This is a genomic window from Shewanella sp. 3_MG-2023, from assembly GCF_030548765.1.
GTDB lineage: Bacteria > Pseudomonadota > Gammaproteobacteria > Enterobacterales > Shewanellaceae > Shewanella.
This window is the reverse complement of the sequence record NZ_JAUOSH010000001.1, coordinates 186749-205166: the sequence shown is the minus strand read 5'-3', so window position 1 is coordinate 205166 and position 18418 is coordinate 186749. Positions and strand designations below refer to the sequence as shown.

Below are 18418 nucleotides of genomic sequence, written 5' to 3'. Positions count from 1 at the left end.
TTATGCATGAATAAAGTTGATAGCTTTGACTGCCAAAACCGCCTTAGGGCGGTTTTTTGTTGCTTATGGTTTTTATTGCCGCAAATCATTGCTAAGTCATGGCGCTATTAGGCTTTAAAGGCAATAAAAAAGGCTCTAAAGAGCCTTTTCTACATTTAGATACTGTGAGTCGTTAAACTTTAAATTCCTTCACAGAGCTTTGTAGCTCTTCAGACAGCATTGCGACTTGCTGACTTGATTGTGCTGTTTGATCTGCGCCTATGGCGGTTTCTTCTGAAATAGCAGCAATGTGCTCTAGCATTTCAGAGACTTGCTGACTGACCAAGTTTTGCTCTTGAGCGGCTTGGGCAATGTGATTACCAGAGTCGTAAGCTTTATGTACTGACTGACTAATGGTTTCTAAGGCCAAGTTAGCTTGTTCTGTTTTATCGACACAGCTGGTTGCTTGTGTGCGGCCTAATTCCATGACCGTCACTGCTTGTTGTGCACCTTGTTGTAACACTTCAATCATTTGCTGAATTTCGCTAGTCGATTCTTGGGTTCTAGAAGCAAGACTGCGAACTTCATCGGCGACAACAGCAAAACCACGGCCTTGCTCACCCGCGCGGGCAGCTTCAATCGCAGCGTTTAATGCCAGTAAGTTAGTTTGCTCTGCAATACCACGAATTACATCAAGAATAGAGCCGATTGATGCGCTATCAGTATGGACCTTATTGATCACCACGCCCGCTTTAGCGACTTCTTCTGCTAAGGCAAGAATAGTGACTTTATTCTCTTCAGCAAGTGTGCGCATATGCTGAGTTTCTTGATCGGCTTGTTTAATTTGTTCAAGGGCTTGATCGGCGCTCATTGAAACTTGTTGGGCGCTAGAGCTTAGCTCTGTTGTCGCAGTGGCCACTTGATCCACTTGATTTTTTTGCTCTTGAATACCAGATGTAGTTTGGGTAGTAATTGCCGAGGTTTGTTCAGCTGCTGCGGCCAACTGATTCGAGCGGTCTAAAATGCCGACGATTAAGTCACTTAAACTATCCACTAAGCTGTTACAGTTTTTAGCTAGTAGCGCGAACTCGTCATGGCCTGAATCATCTAATTTATGAGTTAAATCTCCAGAGGCAAGAATATTTAGCGCCTGGTTTACTTTTTCTAATGAGCGAGTTAATGGTTTCACTACGGCGTAACTGACGATAATTGCCACCACAATGGCCAGAATAACTACCAGCATTGTTTGGATAGTAGCCGAATCGATATTTTTAATTGCATCGTCACTTATTTTAGCTGTGAAGTTTTCAATTTTATTAGCTAGCTCGTTCATTCTAGCATTAACGTCTAAACGGTCTTTATCGGTTGCAGCTAACATTTCGGCAGCGGTTTGATCATGCTTTAGTTGCTGGCCTTTCAAGGTAACTATGGAGTTATTACCTGTCACTAGGGCAAATACAGCATCACTTTCTACGTTTAAATCATTAAGAGTGCTATCGCTAATAATACCGCGGCCTTGTAAGTTGATATGCTCAATCTTTGTGCGGGTATCGTTGAGCATGTACTCTAGCTCATTCACTATTACTTCATATTTAGCGTTTTCTTTAGCGGCAACTAAATCATAAATGGTGGTAATAATATTGATGAAATTACTATCAACGACTCCCGCTGCAGCTGCAATACTTTGTTTAGTGGTATCTTCACTCAACTCTAGATCTATCAGGTCTAATAAAATCGATGATGCATCATCTGCGCTGTCTTCTAAATTATCTCGAAGTTGTAATAGTTGTTCATGTTTTAATAATGCATTTTCATGCTCTATTAGCATTAAAGCGCTATTTTTTTCAAAATTATGGTAGCTGTTTTTAAGCTGAGAAAGGTTACTGGAAAACTCTTGTCTACCAGAAATTAACCCAGTCAAGTTATTGAGTTTTTTGTTAAATTCCACTGATTCAGTGTTTATATTTTTTTTGACTGCTGGAATTTGAGCTGATTGATCAGTGTAGTAACCGAATAGAATGTGAATTTGCTGGGCGCTTAAGTTTTGCGTTAATTCACCGGTAGCAGTAAGGGCTGGCAAACTAACTTGTTGTAAGGTGCTAGTACTGTCCTTGATGCTATTGTTGGTGAGCAAAGACACGCCACCTAAAACTATCAAAAGGAGAGTCACAACGGTAAAACCGCCAATCACTCTGGTGGCAACATTAATTTTCATAGCATACTCCGGCTGTTATTATTTTATCCCGAATTTATCTCTTTGATCACTCAGGGCTGTATGATCATTGGAGATCCAATAACTGTATCGGCTTTGTTACTGGAAAGTTTAATTATTTATTTATGATTTTATTTTGTGCTGTTGTATTTTTTCGTTGGTTTCTAAATGCCATAGGGTTAAATGCTCTCCCCAGCAACATCCTGTATCCAGTGCTTGCATATTAGGTTGGTTAACCACGCCCATTAACGCCGCCCAATGACCAAATACCAAAGTGTGGCTTTGTTTTAACGGGGAGTTGAATTCGAACCAAGGCGTGAGTTGTGGTGGTTTGTCTTGAATGGGGGATTTACATTTAAAGTCTAAACTGCCATCAGCAAACAAATAGCGCATTCGCGTTAGGGCATTGATGCAATATCGCAGTCTTGGCAAGCCTATGGCTGTAATGTCCCAGCGCTCTGCATCATCGGTGTACATTTTTGCAATTAGTGAATCGATATAATCATCTTGCTGTAATGCTTGGCTCACCGCATTAGCTTCTGTGAGTAAGGTCGCTAAGTCCCACTGCGGTGGAATGCCTGCATGGCTCATGATGATATTGTGGGAGGGCAGTGTCTGCACCAAGGGTTGCTTTCTTATCCAAGTAATTAAGTCGGGTAAATCATCAGCGCTTAGCAATTCAGCAAGCTTATCTTTGGGGTTGGGTCTTTTAATGTTGCCGTTAAGGGCTAATAGATGCAAGTCGTGATTACCCAAAGTTATTTTGGCACTGGCCTCTAATGATTTTAAATAGCGTAAAGTTTGTAAGGAGCCATTACCTCTGGCGACTAAATCGCCGACAGCCCATAGTTCATCCTTTGAAGGGTTAAAGTCCACTTTAGCGAGGATCAGTTGTAATTCTTCAAAACAGCCTTGTATATCGCCAACAAAATAATGTGCCATAGGATTATTGTAAAATCCCTGGGACGGCTAATCTAAATGTTGGGATTACAGCTTTAAAAGCTTCACCTTGGGCGCTGCTCATGCCGTATGAGCCTTCCATAAAGCCAACGGGTGTTTCTAATACTGTGCCACTTGAGTATTGGTAAGCTGTATTAGGCTCGATAGTCGGTGTTTCTCCGACCACGCCAGGGCCTTGCACTTCACTTTTTTCACCGTTTGAGTCAGTAATAATCCAGTGGCGATCTTTGAGTGTCACTGCAATGTCGCTCAGATTAATGATGGTAATGGTATAACTGAATAAATATTTTGATTCTGCTGCTGATGACTGCTCTTCTAAATAGTTAGTCTCAACTTTTATTTTAATTTTGGGGGCTACAGAGGACATTAAACTTCCTAAAAACGAAAGGGCACTTTCAATGAAAAGTGCCCTTAGAATTATAGATTTTTATCGCAAACTAAATTTGCAAGTGCCACATACTGCTCGACAGTTATTTGCTCCGGTCGAAGAGTCGAATCAATGTTCAGCGCGCTGAACTCATCATCTGTTATCATGTGCTTTAAGTTATTCCGTAGTGTTTTACGGCGCATATTAAAGGCTGTGGTACATAGATGACGTAAAACGGTGACATCTTTACACGGGAATGGTTTTACATCGTATGGCAACAAACGTACCACTGCAGAGTCGACCTTTGGCGCCGGAGTAAAGCTTTGTGGCGGCACTTCAAGTACAGGTACCACTTTACAGTAGTACTGCGCCATCACAGTTAGGCGGCCGTAAGCTTTAGTGCCTGGACTTGCAGAAAGGCGCAAAACCACTTCTTTTTGTAGCATAAAGTGCATGGTTTCAATTATTTCAGCGAACTCAAATAAGTGAAACATTAACGGCGTTGAGATGTTGTACGGTAAATTACCAAATACTTTCATCTTTTTGCCGTCTTGTTGCAACTGGCTAAAGTCGAAGTTCAGTGCATCACCCTGATTGATATTAAGCTTATGCTTTAATACTGGGTGGTTTTCTAAACGCTCGACTAAGTCTCTATCTAATTCGACTACAGTTAAGCAATCAACTGATTCAGCAACAGGTTCAGTTAATGCGCCAAGGCCTGGGCCAATTTCAACCATAACATGGTCATTATCTGGCGAGATGGCGCCCACGATCCGACTGATCACACTTTCATCAGTTAAAAAGTTTTGTCCAAAACGTTTTCTGGCCGTGTGGCCTAAATGTACTTTATTGCTCATTAAAATTTAACTACTTACTTTTGAGGCCAATTCAATGGCTTTATTTAATGCACAGGTAAAACTACCACTATCAGCTTCACCGGTTCCGGCTAGCTCTAAAGCTGTGCCATGATCGACAGAGGTTCTGATATACGGAAGACCTAAGGTAATGTTAACCGATTTTCCAAAACCTAAAGATTTAAGTACTGGAAGTCCTTGGTCGTGATACATAGCAAGAACCACATCTGCTTCTTGTAAGTATTTAGGCTGGAATAAAGTATCTGCAGGTAATGGACCTACAATATCAATACCTTGCTCTCTAAGTTCATTCAGAGCAGGGATCATGATATCGATCTCTTCTCGGCCTAAGTGTCCATCTTCACCAGCATGCGGATTAAGACCGCAGACGAATATTTTAGGTGAAGTAATGCCAAACTTTTGCACTAACTCACTGTGCAAGATTTGTATTATATGATGTAAACGCTCGCGTGTAATGGCTTTTGCAACATAAGCCAGTGGAATGTGGGTGGTCATTAACGCCACCTGCAGACCTGGCGCTGCCAGCATCATTACCACATCTTGGCAATTTGCTTGTAATGCAAAAAATTCAGTATGGCCGCTAAAAGGTATACCCGCTTGATTAATAATGCCTTTATGAACAGGGCCCGTTACCACAGCTTCAAATTCATTGGTCATGTTTTTCTCACCCGCATAACGCAAGGTGTCGACCACATATTCACTGTTAAGCTCATTTAATTTGCCGCATTCAACTTCTGCAGCAAGAGTAAATGGCGCAATGGTTAAGGTGCCAGCTTCCTGAGCCTTAGCAGGTAACGTTGGCTGGTAAGGTCTTAATGTCAGCGGCAAGCCAAGCATTTTTGCTCGGCTAGTTAATAATTCTGGGTCGGCGCAAACAACTAACTCAGCAGGCCATGGCTGCTGAGCAAGTTTAATAACAAGATCTGGGCCGATACTCGCCGGTTCACCCGGCGTAATCGCAATACGTATTGTCATTAAGTTAGCTTAACCTCGAGTACTCTCAGGTTCAAAAACTTCAATATAGGCTTCTGAACGCATTTCATCTAACCAGTTTTGTAGCTCTTCATTGAACTTACGACGATAAATCAACTGGTGAGCACGATTGCTATTAAACTGAGCAGTAGCATCAGTTTTACGTTTTTCTTCAAGTTGAACGATGTGCCATCCATGGGTTGTTCTAAAGGGTTCACTATACTCATTAATTTCTAAGCTTGATAATGTTTGAGCAAACTCAGGTACATATACAGTCGGTTCTGCCCAGCCTAATTCACCACCTTTTGCCCCAGAACCAGGATCTTCAGAGTATTGGCGGGCAAGTGCTGCAAAATCAGCTTCGCCTGAACGAACTTGAGCTAAAAAGCTTTCTAGCATTGCTTTAGCACGATCTTCTGAAAGGATCGGTGATGGTTTTAGCAGAATATGTCGTGATCTTACTTCATTGATTTCTTTGGTTTGCAGGCCGCGAGCGTCCATGATTTTAATAATATGGAAACCTGAGGCACTTTTAATTGGGCCAATGACATCACCAGTTTTAGCGTCAGTTACTACCTCAGCAAACAAGGTTGGCATTTCGTTCACGCTCATGTAATCCCAGATACCACCTTCAAGCGCTTTAGGCCCTGATGAAGATGCGATAGCTGTGCGGCGAAAATCTTCACCTTCATTTAAGCGGTCTAATACGATATTCGCCCGTTTGCTCGATGCTTCTAGTTGTTCACTGCTTGGGTTATTTGGCACTTCAATTAAGATATGTCCAACTTGGAACTCGACATCTTTTAAACCTTGCTCTTGGATCATTTTAACTAAGTTACTGATCTCTTGAGGTGAGACTTGAATACGACGCTGAACTTGAATACGTTGGATTTCACCTAGGGTGATTTCTTCACGTAATTGCTCACGGTATTGCGCATAGCTCATGCCTTCGTTTTCAATTTGTTGTTGCATTTGAGAAACCGTTAGCTTTTGCTCTTTAGCAATATTCTCAATGGTTTGATCAAGCTGTAGGTCACCAATAGATAGACCAATACGTTCTGCCATTTGCAATTGCAAGTGAGTCAAAATTAAACGTTCAATAACTTGAGTGCGAAGTGCATTATCTGACGGTAAGCCTTGGCCTGCTTTTAGCGCATTGGCTTTTACCGACGCCACCATATGAGTGATTTCACTTTCAAGAATAATACCCTCATTAATTTGTACTGATACGCGGTCGAGGGGAACTGGCGCCGCGATGGTTACTTGGCTCATTGCCAAAGTAAATAAAGCAAAAATCATTTTCTTACAGTGTTTCATCCACGAAATCCTTGGCACTTTTAGTTTTAATTGCAGTGGAATATATACCACATACAGTGTTGTTATCTTTTATTAGGACTGTTTGTTTTCCAGTAGGTTCAGCAATCTACCACAAATGATGGCTAATTCCTCAAGTAAAGTGGTTTACGATAGTTAAATAATCCGTCATCAAGCATGTCTTCGACACCTAGGGGGCCAGAACCACCTAAGCCTTTAATGATAAAGTTAAGGTATACACCACTTTCAAACTCTTCTCGGGTATCTAAACTTGGATTTAAATCATCATCGTAATTAGTTTTAATGCGGTAATGGTAACTTAAGCGCAATGCCCAGCAGCAAGATTCGTATTGGACACCGGTATAGGTTTCAATATTTCTTGATTCATTTAAGTCGTAATAAAAGTTACCGACAAAATATAAATCATCACTTATTGGCCATGAGGTGCGCATGCCTATTTGAGATATGTTCACTCTGTCATTAGTGTTGGTGTTAAGCAAATCAGGCACATAGCGATAGCTAAACTGTAATAATTTGTCATTACTGGGCCTAAAATCTAAGGTGACTTCACTTTTCTTATTCTCACCGTTTTCAGTATCAAATTGCACAGCACCACTAATAAACCAATCTTGATACATATTGGCATCGATTTCAGCGGCAAGCACAGAGGTTGATGCGTCCGCTTCTATGTCGTTATAACTATTTATTTTACTATCTTCAATAAACACAATTTGACCTATGCTGAATTTAAATTTCTCAACATTGGACTCATCAAAGAGGCGCGTTGTAACCCCTAAGGTTATTTGATTGGTGTCTGCAATTCTATCTAAACCAGAAAAGCGGCGGTCTCTAAATAAGCCAAAGTAATCTTCTTGTAACTGGGCAGTATCATAAATCCCAATATTAGATTGGTCTTCGTAGCCGACATATAAATATTGAAATTGTGGCTCTAAGGTTTGTTTGTAATTACTGCCAAGCATGGCTAACTGACGTTCAAAATTAATTTGACCGTGAATTCGCACTTGAGGAATGGTTCGGTTAACCGTGTCATCCAGTTCATCATTGCTGTTATTGTTGTCTTGCCAGTATTGGGTTTGCAGTAATTTAACTTCACTGGTCACAGAACCTGCAGGCCCCTGTATCGGCCAGCTTATACTTGGCTCCATATGAAAACGTGTCGCCGTGGCATAGTCATTTTCTGTATGTTGAAAATTGGTTAGCTCAGAATTGAATTTAAAATCTAACCCATTCCAAAAATCATTAGTCTGATAGTTAAAGTTCAGCTGAGGCATAACCTGATAAGGGCTCTCTTCTTCGCCGAGAACTTTAATGTCTTGTACCCGCATGCCGAGGTTCCAATCTCGTTCAAAGTAGCTAATTTCACCAATACGTGAAAGCTGATTATCCGTTGATCGATTAACATCAGAACTGAGATCATTGAAATAGTTATTGTCTGAGACATCTGTAAAGTTAGCTTGTACACGCCAATTGTCATTTATTGCGCCTTGATGGCGCCAATGGTACAGGTAACGGTCAGGGCTATTATCTAACTTGTCGTCATTAGCAAGGAATTCAAAGTTGAATTGACCATTTTGTTGTTCACCGGCTAAGTATCGAAATTCTGTTTTACTGTAAAACCCACGGGCTGACATATAGGTTGGGGTAAAGGTTAAGTCGTATTCTGGGGCGATATTCCAATAATAAGGCACACTGACTTCAACGCCATTGGTGGTACTGGTGCTAAAACTGGGAAATAAGAAGCCTGACTTTCTTTTATCTGAAACCGGAATGGTCATATAGGGGATGTACATAATCGGTACATCGGCTATGCGTAATTTAGCATCCCAGATCTCACCCCATTCTTCACTGCTGTCGATGCGTATTTCTTTGGCTTCAAGGCGCCAAGAGTTATCGCCAGGGGGGCAGGTGGTGAAATTGGTGTTACTGAGCTCTAAATTGTTTTGTTCGGTAATTTTTAATTGCTGAGCATCGCCGTTAATTTGTTGGCCATTAAGCCAATACTTAGCCCCAGTAAGGGTGGCGCTGTTGGTCAGCATTTGCGCATTTAATGAATCTGCGGTTACGGTAAATTGCTCATCACTGAAAATCAGATTGCCATTAGCATCTAATTGTTCATTTTTTTGATCTAAGATGGCTTCGTCAGCACTGATATGGCGACTACCTTGGCTGAAACTGACATTACCAGAAAAATGGGCTTTATCGCCCATGGCTGCTTCAGAGCGATCGGAAATAATGACAATATCTTCAGCTGAAATATTGCTAATGCTATCACGGTCGTTTATTGACGGTGAAACGGGGGCCTGCACTGCACACTGAAGCTGAGCCTCTTCAATTTCAGGAGACTCTTGTGCCAAGACTAGGTTTGGTAACAGGCTTAATGCCAGGAAATAACGGATCTGCATGTTAATAATTGATTATGAATTCTTAGTCTAGACAAAATGAATTGAAAAAAGAGCCACAGCTAACATTTTATCTTTAGCTGTTTCCAAATGTTATGTTGGCTATAATAAAGCAATTTTTACATAAGAGCCATTGAGATGAGTTTATCTGATACAAGATTTATTTTACTGAGTAAGTGGTTAAGTCAACATTTCAACACAGATATCACCCCAACACTCATTTGTGGTGATGCCAGTTTTCGTCGTTATTTTCGCGTTCAGCATTTAGCAAATACGTATATCGTCTCTGATTCGCCTGTTGAACTGGTACCTATAGCGCCCTTTATTGAGCTAGCAGCTGCATACGCACAATCAGGATTAAAGGTACCTGAAGTTATAGCACAAGATGATATTAACGGCTTTGTATTGCAGTCAGATTTAGGCGATGAGCAACTCATAACACGCCTGAATGACCAATCTGTGATTGATTTTTATCAGCAAGCGTTAGGGTTATTGCCGCAAGTGGCACAGGTTAAGTCCACCATTAAGGGGGATTTACCGCAATACGATGCCGCTTTTGTGCAGCGAGAGTTAGCCATTTTTACCGAGTGGCTGTTATTGAAGCATTTGCAATTAACCCTGAGTGAAAATGAGCATGGCATTATCGAGAATGCTTTTGGGGTGTTAACCGCCAATGCAATTGAGCAGCCTAGTGTCGGAATGCACCGTGATTTTCATTGCCGCAATATTCTCATAAATCAGCAACAATTAGCCTTAATTGATTTTCAAGATGCGGTGATTGGCCCAGTTACCTATGATGCGGTGTCATTACTGCGAGACTGTTATGTGAGATGGCCAGATGCTGTGGTTAATCAGCTTCAAATGGATCATTTTAATTTATGTATTCAGCATGGATTAATTGATGATGGTGTAAGCTTTAGCCAATATCAGCGCTGGTTTGATTTAATGGGAATGCAGCGCCACATAAAAGCCGCCGGCATTTTTGTACGGCTGAATTTGCGTGATGGCAAAGCCGGTTATTTGAAGGATATTCCACTTACCCTTAGTTACATCGTTGATATTGCCGCTTTATACCCAGAGCTACAAGACTTTGGTCAATGGTTGCAACAAAAGGTGCTAACGCATTTTACTGCAGATGCGACAGATCAATGATATTCGTGCGGCTACCGTTAATATACACAGATAAGCTTAACCTTATGGACATTAAAATATGAAAGCCATGATTTTGGCTGCGGGTCGTGGTGAGCGATTACGACCGCTTACAGATTCACTTCCCAAACCTTTGGTTGCAGCAGCGGGTAAACCGCTAATTGTTTACCATTTAGAAAAGTTAGCCGCCGCTGGCATCAAAGAAGTTGTCATCAACCATGCTTGGTTAGGGCATAAATTAGTACAAGCGCTAGGCAATGGCAGTCAGTGGGGGCTCACTATTAACTATAGTGCTGAAGAGAACGCCTTAGAAACTGCTGGCGGTATTAAACAAGCCTTAAGCCTATTAGGTGACGAAGCTTTTTTGGTTATCAATGGCGATATATATATCGATGAACTGCCTGATATCACCCAGGCAATGGCGCAATTAAAAGCAGAACCCGCATTAGAGGCTTTTTTATGGTTAGTTGATAATCCTCAGCATAACCCAGAAGGTGATTTTGCGATTATTGGAGCGCAATTAGCGCAAGCGGGTGCCAATAAGCTAACCTATTCAGGCATGGGGATTTATCATCCCAAAATGTTTGCTGACATTGGCGCTGGTAAGCAAGCCTTAGGGCCATTATTACGTCACAAAATGGCTGATAAAAAGATTATCGGTAGTCGTACCAGTACTTACTGGTGTGATGTAGGTACCATTGAGCGGTTAGACTTGTTAACAAACTACTTGGCAACAGGCACCATATCGGCAGAAACGTAAATTGTAAGCAAGCCGCAGTAAGCACATGACGACATGTGCCATAAATAACCAGTCGACATAGACAGTGATGAGCTCAGCAGTAAGACAAATTAACAACAGGAAGATGAATGCGTATTTGGGGTAAGGTTTTCGGTTTTATTATCGGCTACATGTTTGGTAAAGGTTTCGGCGCCCTATTAGGGCTTTGGCTTGGGCATATGTACGATAAACGCAGTGGTTTTGCCGAGATGCTGCGTAAGGGGCATCAGCGTCAAGCTGAGTTTTTTAATACAACCTTTACAGTTATGGGCCATGTTGCCAAAGCTTCTGGCCATGTGACGGATGTGGATATTCGTATTGCCACTATGCTGATGGATCAAATGAAGTTAACTGGCGATGCAAGACGTGATGCGCAAACAGCATTTAGAAATGGACGCGATGCCAATTTCGACTTAGTCAAAACCCTGCGCGAATTTCGAGTGATGACCCAAGGTCGCCGTGAAATATTACAAATGTTTCTTGAAATTCAAATTCAAACCGCACTGTCTGATGGCGAATTACATAGCAAAGAAAAGCAGATTTTATCAACCATAGCCAAAGAGTTAGGGTTAGGCCAAGCTCATTTGGATGCGCTACTTAATCGTTGGCAGGCAGAGTTTCACCATCATCAAACGGCTAATGGCAGCCACATGCAGCTTGAAGACGCTTATTCACTATTGGGTAAGCAGGAGTCTTCCAGCGACCAAGAAATCAAACGTGCTTATCGAAAACTCATGAATGAGCATCATCCAGATAAACTGGTCGCTAAAGGTTTACCAGAAGAAATGATGGAGCTGGCAAAAAGTAAAGCTCAAGACATTCAATCTGCTTATGAAACAGTTAAAACATCTCGAGGAATGAAATAAGCGCAGGGGTGGTAAACACAATAATCATCATTAAGAAGTGATGTTAAAGGGAGTTTTCTATGCAATATAAAGCGACTGTGAGTCTAGTAAGTTTGGCGTTGTTAGCAACCTCTGTTCAAGCTGAGGTGTTTGTTGCTCCTTTTGGCGGTTATAGTTTTGGCAGTACAGAATTTGACATTGGCGATCTGAATAGTCAGCAAACAGATAAGCTAAAAATAACCGAATCTGAGCATTATGGCTTTATGGCAGGAGTCACGACCAAAGACCCAGGTAATATCTACTTTCTGTATAGCACGCAAAAAACTGATTTGAGAAGCAATGCTTTTAGTGCGGATGTCTTTACTGATCTTGATGTTGATTATTTCCATGTCGGTGGAAGTTTATTTTTCCCCAATGGCCGCGTTAAACCTTACGTTACCGTCACTGCCGGTGTCACGCACATGCGACCGAGCAATGACTTTTCAACTGAAACCCGTTTTTCAATGGGATTTGGCGGCGGCGTAGCCTATGACATTACCTCTCAAGTGGCCTTATTTGCCGATGTAAGAGGCTACGCTACATTCGTTAACTCAAACAATAGCTTTTTCTGCGGCCCCAATGAATGTGTGTGGAATATTTCTGCCGATATCATGTGGCAAGGGCAGGGCAATATTGGTTTAGAGGTTAAATTTTAATTAGGTGACCGAACATGAAAATTGTTGTACTTGATGGCCATACATTAAATCCGGGTGATTTAGATTGGTCATCGTTAGCTGCGCTGGGTGAGCTTAGCGTTTATGAACACACTATGGCGGCAGATATTATCTCCCGTAGCAAAGATGCCGATATAATTTTAACCAATAAAGCGGTAATCAATGCTGAGGTGATAAGCCAATGTCCACAGCTTAAATACATAGGTGTGACGGCAACAGGTACCAATGTGGTTGATATCGCAGCGGCTAGCGCGCAGCAGATAGTTGTAACCAATGTGCCTGCTTATGGCCCTGATGCTGTGGCGCAAATGGTATTTGCTTTAATACTGCAACATACCCAGCAGGTGGATTTACATGATAAAGCAGTAAAAAAAGGTCAGTGGAGTCAATCAAGAGACTTTTGTTTTACGCTTTCATCTTTAGTATCACTTAAAGGCAAAACTATGGGGGTTGTTGGCTATGGTGATATTGGTCAACAAGTGGCAAGGTTAGCGCTGGCATTTAATATGAATGTGTTAATTAACACATCGACACCCAAAACGGATTTACCTGCAGGTGTTCAATGGCAGACGCTCAATAAGTTATTAAGCCAGTCAGATATCGTGTCGTTGCATTGTCCGCTTAATCAAGCCACTGATAAAATGATCAATGCTCAAAGTCTTGAGTTGTTTAAGCCTAACGCTTTATTGGTTAATACCGCTCGAGGCGGTTTAGTGGATGAAGTAGCATTGGCAGATGCGTTAAATGACAACCGCCTTAGCGCTGCACTTGATGTGCTTTCAAGCGAACCGCCAATGGCTGATAACCCGTTATTAGCGGCTGAAAATACCATTATTACCCCTCACATCGCTTGGGCAACAACAGAGGCAAGGCAAAATCTGTTAAATATTGCCGTGGATAATGTGGCGCAATTTTTAAAAAACAGCCCATGTAATCAGGTAACTTAGCCAGAAAAACAAATAAGGATATTTGTGCAATATGAGTTTATGGAAAGCGCTTTACGATGTATTTGAAAAAGAGCATGCGCGGGTTGAGAAGCATAAAGGCCAGCAACGCGCGCTGTTATTTGAAATTGAAGCCAATATCAATTTTATCGCTGTAGGGCTAAAACAGGGTCTTAGTGCTGATCAAATCGTGGCAGGAATTGATGTCGATGTGTTTAAGCAATCAATGATACAAGGTTATGACTTTAATCGTTTAACTGCTAATAGCTTATTGGCCAAGGCCATTATTGATTACCCTGAGTTTGATAAATATATCGGTAAAAGCTCTGATGAGCTGGTTGCCAATGTTTACGGTAAAATATTTGTTTTGCAAAAGTTGATGATAGCGGGGCGTTTCGAGCAAGCTGGTAAACTTAAATCCTTATTAAGGATGTTAATTTTAGTGTTATTTCATTTGCAAGGTAGAGCACTGCCTAAAAGAAAAAGCAGCTAACTGCTTCATAAGCCTTTCAAGGTGATGTTAATACCACATCGAATTTATCCAATAAAAAGCCTAACCTTAGTACTTTATGTGCTTGAGGTTAGGCGTTTATGTCTACAGCGAGCAATCATTAACCTAGGTCACAAAGCGTAATTATGACGTGGTAATAGGCGAGTTATCATAGTGTAAAGCTAAAATATAACCTTAACTTTTGCCGCCGATGCTATGGCTTTCGTTATGGCATTATCAATATTGTTATCACGGGCTAAGGCAACACCCAGACGGCGTCTACCATCAATATCAGGTTTACCAAACAGCTTAATTTGGGTATCCGTTTGCACTAATGCTTCAGCAACGCCTTGATAGCGAATATTTTCAGACTTTCCTTCAGCCAGAATAACCGCAGAGGCACTTGCGCCATGTTGCTTAATTTCGGTAATAGGCAGGCCTAAAATAGCCCGAACATGCAAAGCAAACTCAGATAAATCTTGGCTGATAAGCGTGACTAAACCAGTATCATGGGGTCTTGGTGATACTTCTGAAAAGTAAACATCATCACCTTTGATAAACAGCTCAACACCGAATAAACCATAGCCGCCTAACGCGGTTACTACTTGCTCACCAATTTGCTGCGCTTTGGTAAGTGCAGCTGCTGACATTGCTTGAGGCTGCCAAGACTCACGGTAATCACCGTCTTCTTGTCTGTGGCCAATGGCATCACAATAATGAATGCCATTGACAGCACTAATGGTCAGCAAGGTGATTTCATAATCAAAATCAATAAAGCCTTCCACAATCACTCGCCCACCACCCGCGCGGCCACCTTCTTGAGCGTATTGCCAAGCTTGTTCAATTTGCGCATTGGTTTTTATCACGCTTTGACCTTTACCTGATGAACTCATTACAGGTTTAACCACACAGGGCTGACCAATTTGCTCAATTGCGGCAGTAAACTCAGCGAATGTATCGCAAAAGAAATAAGGCGATGTTGGAATACCTAAGGTTTCAGCGGCTAGGCGGCGAATGCCTTCTCTATCCATGGTTAACTGAGTCGCTTTAGCTGTTGGAATGATATTGATGCCGCCTTTTTCTAACTCAACTAGGGTTTGAGTAGCGATAGCTTCAATTTCTGGGATCACTAGATGCGGTTGTTCTAATTCAATAACGTCTCGTAATGCTTTTTCGTCCAACATGTTTACCACATGAAAACGATGTGCAATTTGCATGGCTGGAGCATTAGGGTAGCGATCTACGCCAATAACTTCGATGCCAAAGCGTTGTAATTCGATAGCGACTTCTTTACCAAGCTCACCACAACCTAGCAGCATGGCTTTAACTGCACCGTCAGTTTCAGCGGTACCAAAGGTGAAAGGGACATTGTTATTCATTATTTAACCTTGTAGGGGGAAAAAATAGCCGAGGCAGTTTACCTTTTATTCGTATTTGATTGATTAGCTAAACCGATAAGTGTGTAAAAGATCACGTGAAAACTCTTATTTTTATAGCGAATAAAGCACTTTAATTGGTTATTTTAGCTATTGCCTTGTGTTATCTTGAGGTTGCCAGTTTGTTGATTTTGGTTGTTATTTCTTTTGCTTTGATTGTGATAGGAGTGTCATATGTTTTTGGATTATTTTGCTCTAGGGCTGCTGTTTTTTGTAGCATTAGTTATTTTTTACGGTGTTATCGCGATTCATGATATCCCCTATGAAATTGCTAAAAAGCGTAATCACCCACAGCAGGATGCTTTGCATATCGCTGGTTGGGTCAGTTTATTTACCCTACACGCTATTTGGCCATTCTTATGGATTTGGGCAACCTTATACCGCGAAGATAGAGGCTGGGGCTTTAGTGATGGTAAGAAGCGAGAGCTTATGTTGGAAGGTGAAGTGAAAGAATTGTTAGATAAGGTTAATGACCTAAATGAGCGTTTAATCTCTATTGAGTCGCCATCGGAACAAGCAAGTGTCACCGATGCTGTTAAACCTCAACCGCAGCCAGAACAAGGAGCGTAGCGATGGATCTGTTACTGATATTAACCTATACCGCTTTATGTGTGGCGATATTCAAAATTTTTAAAATCCCACTCAACAAATGGACTGTGCCAACGGCGGTGTTAGGCGGAATAGTATTAATTGGTACTTTATTAGTACTGATGAACTATAACCATCCTTATACTAAGTTTGCCCGTGAATATTTCGTTTCAATCCCAATCAATCCTGCAGTAAAAGGCTTAGTGGTTGAAGTCAATGTTAAGCCCAATGTCCCTGTCAAAAAAGGTGAAGTGCTATTTAGAATCGACCCAACCCCTTTCATTGCTGTCGTTAAACAAAAAGAAGCGGCACTGGAAGATGCACTGCAAGCCGTGCCACAATTAAAAGCCTCATGGGATAGTGCGATTGCCCGCGCAGCGCAAGCAGAGGCTAATCGTGACAGAACCAAATCTGCCTTTGAGCGTTATGATGAAGGTCGCCGTAAAGGTGGTAGAAACTCGCCATTTTCTGAAATTGAGTTAGATAATAAACGCCAATCATATTTAGCAGCAGAAGCTGCTTTTAAATCGGCGTTAGCGGAAGAAATCCGTTTTAGACTGGCATTTGAGTCAAACATCGACGGGGTAAATACTGATGTAGCTGTGGTTAAAGCCGAACTTGATGCCGCTATCTTTAATTTAGAACAAACCGAAGTGAAAGCACCAGTTGATGGCATAGTCACTCAAATGGCGTTGCGTCCGGGGGTGATGGCTGTGCCTATTCCGCTGCGACCCACTATGACATTTATACCTGATGAAGACCGCTACTTTGCTGGTGCATTTTGGCAAAATTCATTACTGCGCTTAAAAGAAGGTGATGAAGCGGAAATTATCCTTGATGCTATGCCTGGCCAAGTAAATAAAGGTAAAGTCGTTAAGGTATTACCTGCAATGTCAGAAGGTGAGCTGCAATTTGGCGGTGCGCTGCGCTCTTCAAATGAGTTATTTAAGCGTGGCCGGGTGTTAGTATTAATCGAGTTAGCTGACGATGAACTACGCACCAGCTTGCCTGCAGGTGTAGCTGGGCAAGCGGCAATTTATACCGAGCATTTCACTCATGTTTCGATTATTCGTAAAGTGTTATTGCGGATGCAAGGTTGGCTCAATTATCTGTTTGCTGAAGGGCATTAGTGATAATGTGATTATTCTTTTATAAAAAAGTCCGCGATTGCGGACTTTTTATTTTAGCAACTTATAAAGAATAAGATTAATTGTTATTTTACAGCAGCCTGAGGCGGGAACTGAGCCAGAATGGTATTAATGGTTTTGGTCGTTTCAGTGACTTTTTCATTACCACCAGATTCAAAGTCATATTCATCAGTGCCGCGCCAGATGAGTCGGTTATCTTTTAAATCTATAATATCAATTTGAATCACTTGGATTTTAGCGCTGTCACTGCCGATGGGGATTCCCATGCTAGTACCAATCCCAATACCACCATTACTGCCACTAGTACCAGTACCTAGACCAATAGAAAGCCCTGAGCTTTTTGGTTTGTCCTTGGTTAAAAAGGCGTAGCTGACGCCAAAGTCACCAGTTATGTCATTACCAGTGGCTTCACCACTCACGGCTAAGTCATTTTCTACTTGCTCGATAAAGTTTTTGGCTAATAAATTGGCACGTATACTGGCTCTGATCCGCTCGGCGCTAAGTTGATCCCCTTGATTTGACACTTCAATAAAATGAAATCGTTTTAACTGACTAAAGTCATATTTGGTATCAAAGTCTGACTTTCCTGTGGTGCTTTGGCAGGCGCTTAATCCTAGTAGAAGTAACATTGTAAATAACGCACGAAATAGCATAAGTGGCTCCGGTTAATCAATGAATCTGTTTGTTATAGGATGTTTTCTTGAGCGAATTAATAATCAGCTTAAATCAAAAGCCTGCAGTAAACCAATCTTACACAGAATTCGTCGGTCAAATAACCAGCGCTGAACATGGCTTTTTGGTTAATTAATGCTAAGTTAGAAGCATAAAACTTCAATTTTGTCGGAGAGAAACGTCAGTTAAATATGGAACAGTTAAGTTTTTTTTCCGTCCCAAGCCCTTGCATAGGTGTGTGTCAAACTGATGCGCGCGGATATTGTAATGGCTGTTTGAGAAATCGAGATGAGCGTTTTAACTGGCTGCATTTTTCTGATGCACAAAAGCATAATATTATTCGCTTATGCCAGCAGCGAAAGCGCCGCCGACAATATGCCAAATTTAAAGCCCATCAAATAGCGATAAAACAGCAGCAAGCTCAGGCTAATCCACAATTTGACTTTGATGAACAAACTGATGATGACAACATTGATTTGGCTGATTTTAGCTTAGATTAGTGATTGCAACCTTGTGGTTTTAGGTAGGCTTTAGCTGTAATTAATATTATTGAGTT

At 41.5% G+C, this 18418-nt stretch carries 18 protein-coding genes; 9 read left to right on the top strand and 9 right to left on the bottom strand.

Annotation, left to right across the window (positions count from 1 at the left end; genetic code table 11):
* Window positions 1-172: 172 nt before the first annotated feature.
* The 7 genes from Q4591_RS00925 to lptD form a co-directional block, all read right to left on the bottom strand.
* Window positions 173-2194, bottom strand: a complete 2022-nt coding sequence (locus Q4591_RS00925) for a methyl-accepting chemotaxis protein (RefSeq protein ID WP_303458897.1) — start codon at window positions 2192-2194, stop codon at window positions 173-175.
* Between the two features lie 120 nt (window positions 2195-2314).
* Entirely contained in the window at window positions 2315-3133 is an 819-nt protein-coding gene (locus Q4591_RS00920; RefSeq protein ID WP_303445561.1) for a symmetrical bis(5'-nucleosyl)-tetraphosphatase, read from the bottom strand.
* A 4-nt stretch (window positions 3134-3137) separates the two neighbouring features.
* Window positions 3138-3518, bottom strand: coding sequence for a Co2+/Mg2+ efflux protein ApaG (apaG, locus tag Q4591_RS00915; protein ID WP_102532205.1), 381 nt, complete (start codon window positions 3516-3518; stop codon window positions 3138-3140).
* 50 nt (window positions 3519-3568) lie between these two features.
* Window positions 3569-4375: a 16S rRNA (adenine(1518)-N(6)/adenine(1519)-N(6))-dimethyltransferase RsmA gene (gene rsmA / locus Q4591_RS00910; RefSeq protein WP_076541204.1), complete on the bottom strand. Its 807-nt coding sequence runs from the start codon at window positions 4373-4375 to the stop codon at window positions 3569-3571.
* 6 nt (window positions 4376-4381) lie between these two features.
* Window positions 4382-5368: a 4-hydroxythreonine-4-phosphate dehydrogenase PdxA gene (pdxA, locus tag Q4591_RS00905; RefSeq protein ID WP_102438852.1), complete on the bottom strand. Its 987-nt coding sequence runs from the start codon at window positions 5366-5368 to the stop codon at window positions 4382-4384.
* Between the two features lie 9 nt (window positions 5369-5377).
* Window positions 5378-6682 carry a peptidylprolyl isomerase SurA gene (surA, locus tag Q4591_RS00900; protein ID WP_303458894.1) on the bottom strand — a complete coding sequence of 435 codons (1305 nt, stop codon included), beginning with the start codon at window positions 6680-6682 and terminating at the stop codon, window positions 5378-5380.
* Window positions 6683-6804: 122 nt separating this feature from the next.
* Window positions 6805-9102 carry an LPS assembly protein LptD gene (gene lptD, locus Q4591_RS00895; protein ID WP_102475565.1) on the bottom strand — a complete coding sequence of 766 codons (2298 nt, stop codon included), beginning with the start codon at window positions 9100-9102 and terminating at the stop codon, window positions 6805-6807.
* A 135-nt stretch (window positions 9103-9237) separates the two neighbouring features.
* Between lptD and Q4591_RS00890 the strand changes: the two genes are divergently transcribed.
* The 6 genes from Q4591_RS00890 (at window position 9238) to Q4591_RS00865 (ending at window position 14021) form a co-directional block, all read left to right on the top strand.
* Entirely contained in the window at window positions 9238-10251 is a 1014-nt protein-coding gene (locus Q4591_RS00890; protein WP_303458886.1) for an aminoglycoside phosphotransferase family protein, read from the top strand.
* A gap of 58 nt (window positions 10252-10309) precedes the next feature.
* Entirely contained in the window at window positions 10310-11008 is a 699-nt protein-coding gene (gene murU, locus Q4591_RS00885) for an N-acetylmuramate alpha-1-phosphate uridylyltransferase MurU (protein WP_102475564.1), read from the top strand.
* Window positions 11009-11115: 107 nt separating this feature from the next.
* Complete coding sequence (djlA, locus tag Q4591_RS00880) at window positions 11116-11892, top strand: co-chaperone DjlA (protein ID WP_076541194.1); 777 nt, start codon at window positions 11116-11118, stop codon at window positions 11890-11892.
* 59 nt (window positions 11893-11951) lie between these two features.
* The gene (locus Q4591_RS00875) at window positions 11952-12566 is read left to right on the top strand and encodes an outer membrane beta-barrel protein (protein WP_102475563.1); all 615 of its coding nucleotides are present in this window, start codon (window positions 11952-11954) and stop codon (window positions 12564-12566) included.
* Between the two features lie 14 nt (window positions 12567-12580).
* Window positions 12581-13531 (top strand): D-2-hydroxyacid dehydrogenase, encoded by a 951-nt coding sequence (locus tag Q4591_RS00870; RefSeq protein WP_303458883.1) that lies wholly within the window; start codon window positions 12581-12583, stop codon window positions 13529-13531.
* Between the two features lie 31 nt (window positions 13532-13562).
* The gene (locus Q4591_RS00865) at window positions 13563-14021 is read left to right on the top strand and encodes a hypothetical protein (protein ID WP_303458881.1); all 459 of its coding nucleotides are present in this window, start codon (window positions 13563-13565) and stop codon (window positions 14019-14021) included.
* Window positions 14022-14200: 179 nt separating this feature from the next.
* Here the strand turns inward: Q4591_RS00865 and purT are convergent, their stop codons facing one another.
* Window positions 14201-15397: a formate-dependent phosphoribosylglycinamide formyltransferase gene (purT, locus tag Q4591_RS00860; RefSeq protein ID WP_102438838.1), complete on the bottom strand. Its 1197-nt coding sequence runs from the start codon at window positions 15395-15397 to the stop codon at window positions 14201-14203.
* Window positions 15398-15628: 231 nt separating this feature from the next.
* Here purT and Q4591_RS00855 point away from each other — a divergent pair, with 231 nt between their 5' ends.
* On the top strand, window positions 15629-16024 hold the full coding sequence (locus Q4591_RS00855) for a DUF3302 domain-containing protein (protein WP_241900959.1): 396 nt from the start codon (window positions 15629-15631) through the stop codon (window positions 16022-16024).
* Between the two features lie 2 nt (window positions 16025-16026).
* Entirely contained in the window at window positions 16027-17172 is a 1146-nt protein-coding gene (locus Q4591_RS00850) for an HlyD family secretion protein (protein ID WP_303458876.1), read from the top strand.
* 83 nt (window positions 17173-17255) lie between these two features.
* On the opposite strand, the gene Q4591_RS00845 is transcribed toward Q4591_RS00850, so the two are convergent.
* Window positions 17256-17843: a DUF4136 domain-containing protein gene (locus tag Q4591_RS00845; RefSeq protein WP_102438834.1), complete on the bottom strand. Its 588-nt coding sequence runs from the start codon at window positions 17841-17843 to the stop codon at window positions 17256-17258.
* A gap of 210 nt (window positions 17844-18053) precedes the next feature.
* Here Q4591_RS00845 and Q4591_RS00840 point away from each other — a divergent pair, with 210 nt between their 5' ends.
* Window positions 18054-18362 carry a DUF1289 domain-containing protein gene (locus tag Q4591_RS00840; RefSeq protein WP_102438832.1) on the top strand — a complete coding sequence of 103 codons (309 nt, stop codon included), beginning with the start codon at window positions 18054-18056 and terminating at the stop codon, window positions 18360-18362.
* Window positions 18363-18418: the final 56 nt, after the last annotated feature.